We start from the raw sequence: 3,782 nt of genomic DNA, 5'->3' as shown, positions 1-3,782 counted from the left end.
CGTTTAAGTTCTTATAAAAACAAACTTCTTAAATAAATTGTAATTATTACAATTTTCATTGTCAATTTAATAATCTTAGTTTATAAAAAATTACTTAAATCCTAGAATAAAAATAATTCTTTATTGTTAACAATAAAACTTTGATGCCCCTGCTAACTGCCTCTTTGAAACAATTTTAGCTAAATTTTCTAATACAGCAATAGTTGTTTCTTTAAAGCTAACAACAAATACAAATTTGAAATCTGTAAATTCATCATTAATGCTATAAATATCGGAACAACATCTTATGTTATCAACTAAGTAGATTTCTTGTAGTTCTGCCTCAATTTCATCCGTAGTATCTTTTAAGAAGGCTCTCACATCTTCAAAGAATAACTCAAAAAATGATTCATCTATATCACCAGCTGATTCTTCAATAAGCTGCTTTGCTAACTCTTTTGAAAATATACTTTCAGCAAGTTTACAGTCAAAAACCATTATATTTTTTTGATTTATAGTATTTGATATATCCTGTACAAAATCTATATCTTGTCTAATTCCTAGAATATCCTTAACTTCTTTACTATTAACATTAAATTGACCTTTTTTATTCTTTAATTTAAGTTGTATCATAATCTCCCGCCTCCTTTTCTAATAATTAAAACTTGATTACATATTATTAATTAATCTTTTTATATGCTCCCAATCTTTAACTTTAGTTATATTGTCATGTTTTATATCTTTATTATAATTAGCTTCTAATAAAAATACCCTTACTCCTCCCTGAGCTAACTGCAGAGCGTTTAGAGGATTATCCTCTATAAATATATCACATTTTAACTCTTTAGCCTTATCTATTTTGTAATCGATACCTAACATATAAATTTCTATGCTAGATAATTCATTTTTTCCAACCATTTTGTAGTTACATCTTGTAATTCATTTCCCCTTGCTGTAACAAAGTATAGATTATTTTTCTTATTCAGATCCTCTATAATCTTCTTTGCTCCATCTACAATTTTAGCCTCTTCATATGAATGCATATATTTATCATGAAATTTTTTAATAAACTTCTCATTATCTTCATCATATAACTTAAACCAGTTAACTATAGTACAATCTTCTTCTTTGATATTCCTATTATACATTTCATTAAGGTAAAAAATGAAATGGTACAGGCTAGTTATTGTTCTGTCTATATCTATACAAATATTTAAATTATTCATTCTATCCCATCTTTGTGAAAAAGTAATTATATCATATAAATAAGTATAAATCAAAAGCACTGGAATAACTATATTATTAAATAAAAAATCCTATGGTTATATAGAAACAACCATAGGATTTTTTATTTATTCTTCATTAATTTTTTCTTTTAGTCTATCTATTTTATTTTTAAAGCTAGCAATTTCTTTATCTGATAATTTTAGATATTCAGTTATCTTATTTATATAAATAGGATTCTTTGTATCTATTAAATTCACGGAATTTTCCATAGCTATAGTTCTTAATTCATATGTTTTCCTTACATTTATTCTCGCCCTATCTAACTCCTGAGTATACTCATCTTTAGATAATGTGGGCACTTGCATATTATCATATATTTTTACTACATCTTCACACATTTCCTTTGCATACAACACATCATTTTTTATTTGAGTTAAATTAGCTAAACTTTTCTGCAAATTACTTGTGTAAGGAAGACATTCTCTCATAGGTGTTAAAGCAGCCTTTTCAATAGAGTAAATATCTTTTCTAAATTCATCTATTTTTTGCAAATCCGATTTTTTCATAGTTTTATTATTTGCCACAGGCTCTATATCATATTGATCCAGATAAGTTTCCAATACTAAATCATTCTCATAATCTAAGGTATCTTCAAGAACCCTAATACCACTTAAATATATATTTGTAATTACCATTGTTGTTGATAAAACAACATAAATACTTCCATAAATACAGGCCCTTTTAAAACTTTTATAGTTTTTAAACAGAACTGTAAGTGGTATAAGATATAAAAGTATGAATACTAATATCCATCTCATTTATTAACACTCCTTTTTAAATTAAGTAAAATTGCTAATATTCCCCACTTTCTAATTTCTTAGGCATTATGTTTTATAGTATTTACATTTTTTTGATTTCTTACTCTATTATTTTTATTGGTTTAAAATTTATATAGTCGCTTGAAGCTAATATATATTCTACATTATTTCGTTTCCCTTTTAAGCCCATCTCAAAAGAATCTTTCCCATGAAGATGACCATATATAACTTTCGTTACGTTATACTTTTCAAAAATCTTTGTAAATTCCGACTCCTCAAGCTTATCATTAGTAGGTGGATAGTGAGTTATTACTATTAATTCTTTACAACCATCTTTTACAGCAGCCTCTAAAGACATTTTTAATCTTAATTGTTCTCTTTTATATATTTTCTCATCATCTTTATCAAATTTCACTTCATTAGGACAGAGCCAGCCCCTAGTTCCACAAATTCCTATATCTCCATATTTATAAAAACTATTTTGTAAAAATGTAATTTCTTCATAGCTTGTTCTTAATTTGCTTAATGATGACCACCAAAAATCATGGTTTCCCTTTATAAATACCTTCTTTCCTGGTAGTTTATTAATTGTATCTAGATCTTCTTTTGCTTCATTCATATTCATAGCCCAAGAAGTATCCCCTAGTACCAATACTGTATCATCATTGTTTACAATTTCTTTCCAGTTATTTATTATTTTATTTTGATGATTGTCCCAATTATCTCCAAATATATCCATAGGCTTATTTACTGATGTGGAGAAATGGAGATCACCTATTGCATATAAACTCATACTTTCATCCTTTCTTATGTTTAAAAAGCCGCCTTAAATTAATTAAGACAGCCCCCCACTAATCATCTATTCTCGTATTTTTATAATACTGTAGTATCTGTTCTATTTCTTCTTTTAATGCTACAATTTCTTTAATATCTTTTTGACTATCTACTCTATCTAGTCTCCTTTGATAGTTTATAGCCCTACTAATTTCCCCTAAATCATATAATTCTTGTACCTTACTTAAAACTTCTCTAATTGTAAGTGATTTAGCTTGATACATCACCTGGGCTTTCATTATTTCTTCTCGAATTTCACTCATTTCTTGGTCTAATAAAAATGCAGCATCTGCAGCTCTTCTAAGTCTATTTGCCACATCTTCTGGTATGTAATGTTCATATTTATATTTTAAAGAATGCTCTATAGTAGCCCAAAAGTTCATTGCTAAAGTTCTTATTTGAATTTCGCATAATATTTCTTTGTATCCAGCTATAGAGTTAATTGGGTAATTGATTATGACGTGATAACTTCTATATCCACTATCTTTAAAATTTGTAATATAATCTTTTTCGTATACTATAGTCATATCAGTTCTTGATTTTATTAAATCTACTAAAGTATATATGTCCTCTACAAACTGACACATAATTCTTATTCCTGCTATATCTTCAATTTCTCTTTCAATATCTTCAGCTTCTAATCTATTAGCCTTTGATATTATAGATGATATTTTTTTTGTTCTCCCTGTAACAAATTCTATTGGAGAATATTCACCCTTTGTAAGAAATTCTTTTCTTATATTTTTAAATTTTACTTTTAGTTCTTCAACTGCATGTTCATAAGGAGCTAATACTTCATAATAGAGGTGAAGTATGAGGGATAAAATAATAAAAGTTATTTTAGATAGTGGTGAAGATTTTGTATCAGGAGAAGAATTATCAAAGCAGTTAGGTATATCTAGAACGGCTATTTGGAAACATATT

General features: G+C 26.9%; 7 protein-coding genes. 1 reads left to right on the top strand and 6 read right to left on the bottom strand.

What is annotated here, in order from left to right; translation table 11 throughout:
* Positions 1–126: 126 nt before the first annotated feature.
* From NSA58_RS17270 to NSA58_RS17245, 6 genes are all read right to left on the bottom strand, one after another.
* The gene (locus tag NSA58_RS17270; protein WP_039680410.1) at positions 127–612 is read right to left on the bottom strand and encodes a hypothetical protein; all 486 of its coding nucleotides are present in this window, start codon (positions 610–612) and stop codon (positions 127–129) included.
* A 36-nt stretch (positions 613–648) separates the two neighbouring features.
* A complete protein-coding gene (locus tag NSA58_RS17265; protein WP_257560736.1) occupies positions 649–897 on the bottom strand; it encodes a hypothetical protein in 249 nt (82 codons plus the stop codon).
* Entirely contained in the window at positions 867–1,205 is a 339-nt protein-coding gene (locus tag NSA58_RS17260) for a hypothetical protein (RefSeq protein ID WP_242842744.1), read from the bottom strand. The genes NSA58_RS17265 and NSA58_RS17260 overlap by 31 nt, the downstream gene beginning before the upstream one ends.
* A 126-nt stretch (positions 1,206–1,331) precedes the next feature.
* The gene (locus NSA58_RS17255) at positions 1,332–2,024 is read right to left on the bottom strand and encodes a hypothetical protein (RefSeq protein ID WP_039680411.1); all 693 of its coding nucleotides are present in this window, start codon (positions 2,022–2,024) and stop codon (positions 1,332–1,334) included.
* 100 nt (positions 2,025–2,124) lie between these two features.
* Positions 2,125–2,817 (bottom strand): metallophosphoesterase, encoded by a 693-nt coding sequence (locus tag NSA58_RS17250; RefSeq protein ID WP_039680412.1) that lies wholly within the window; start codon positions 2,815–2,817, stop codon positions 2,125–2,127.
* A gap of 58 nt (positions 2,818–2,875) precedes the next feature.
* Entirely contained in the window at positions 2,876–3,673 is a 798-nt protein-coding gene (locus NSA58_RS17245) for a GTP pyrophosphokinase (RefSeq protein WP_257560738.1), read from the bottom strand.
* On the opposite strand from NSA58_RS17245, the gene NSA58_RS20915 reads away from it, so the two are divergent.
* A partial coding sequence (locus NSA58_RS20915; protein ID WP_257560737.1) for an HTH domain-containing protein occupies positions 3,672–3,782 on the top strand: 111 nt, incomplete at its 3' end. The two genes, NSA58_RS17245 and NSA58_RS20915, sit on opposite strands and share 2 nt — an antisense overlap.

This window comes from Terrisporobacter muris, assembly GCF_024621905.1.
Taxonomy (GTDB): Bacteria; Bacillota; Clostridia; order Peptostreptococcales; family Peptostreptococcaceae; genus Terrisporobacter; species Terrisporobacter muris.
Note: the sequence above shows the minus strand (reverse complement) of the source record. Positions and strands in the feature narration are given on the sequence as shown.

Coding starts and splice junctions, on each gene's coding strand:
- NSA58_RS17260 (WP_242842744.1), bottom strand. CDS start 1,205: ATGAATAATTTAAATATTTGTATAGATATAGACAGAACAATAACTAGC.
- NSA58_RS17265 (WP_257560736.1), bottom strand. CDS start 897: ATGGTTGGAAAAAATGAATTATCTAGCATAGAAATTTATATGTTAGGT.
- NSA58_RS17250 (WP_039680412.1), bottom strand. CDS start 2,817: ATGAGTTTATATGCAATAGGTGATCTCCATTTCTCCACATCAGTAAAT.
- NSA58_RS17270 (WP_039680410.1), bottom strand. CDS start 612: ATGATACAACTTAAATTAAAGAATAAAAAAGGTCAATTTAATGTTAAT.
- NSA58_RS17255 (WP_039680411.1), bottom strand. CDS start 2,024: ATGAGATGGATATTAGTATTCATACTTTTATATCTTATACCACTTACA.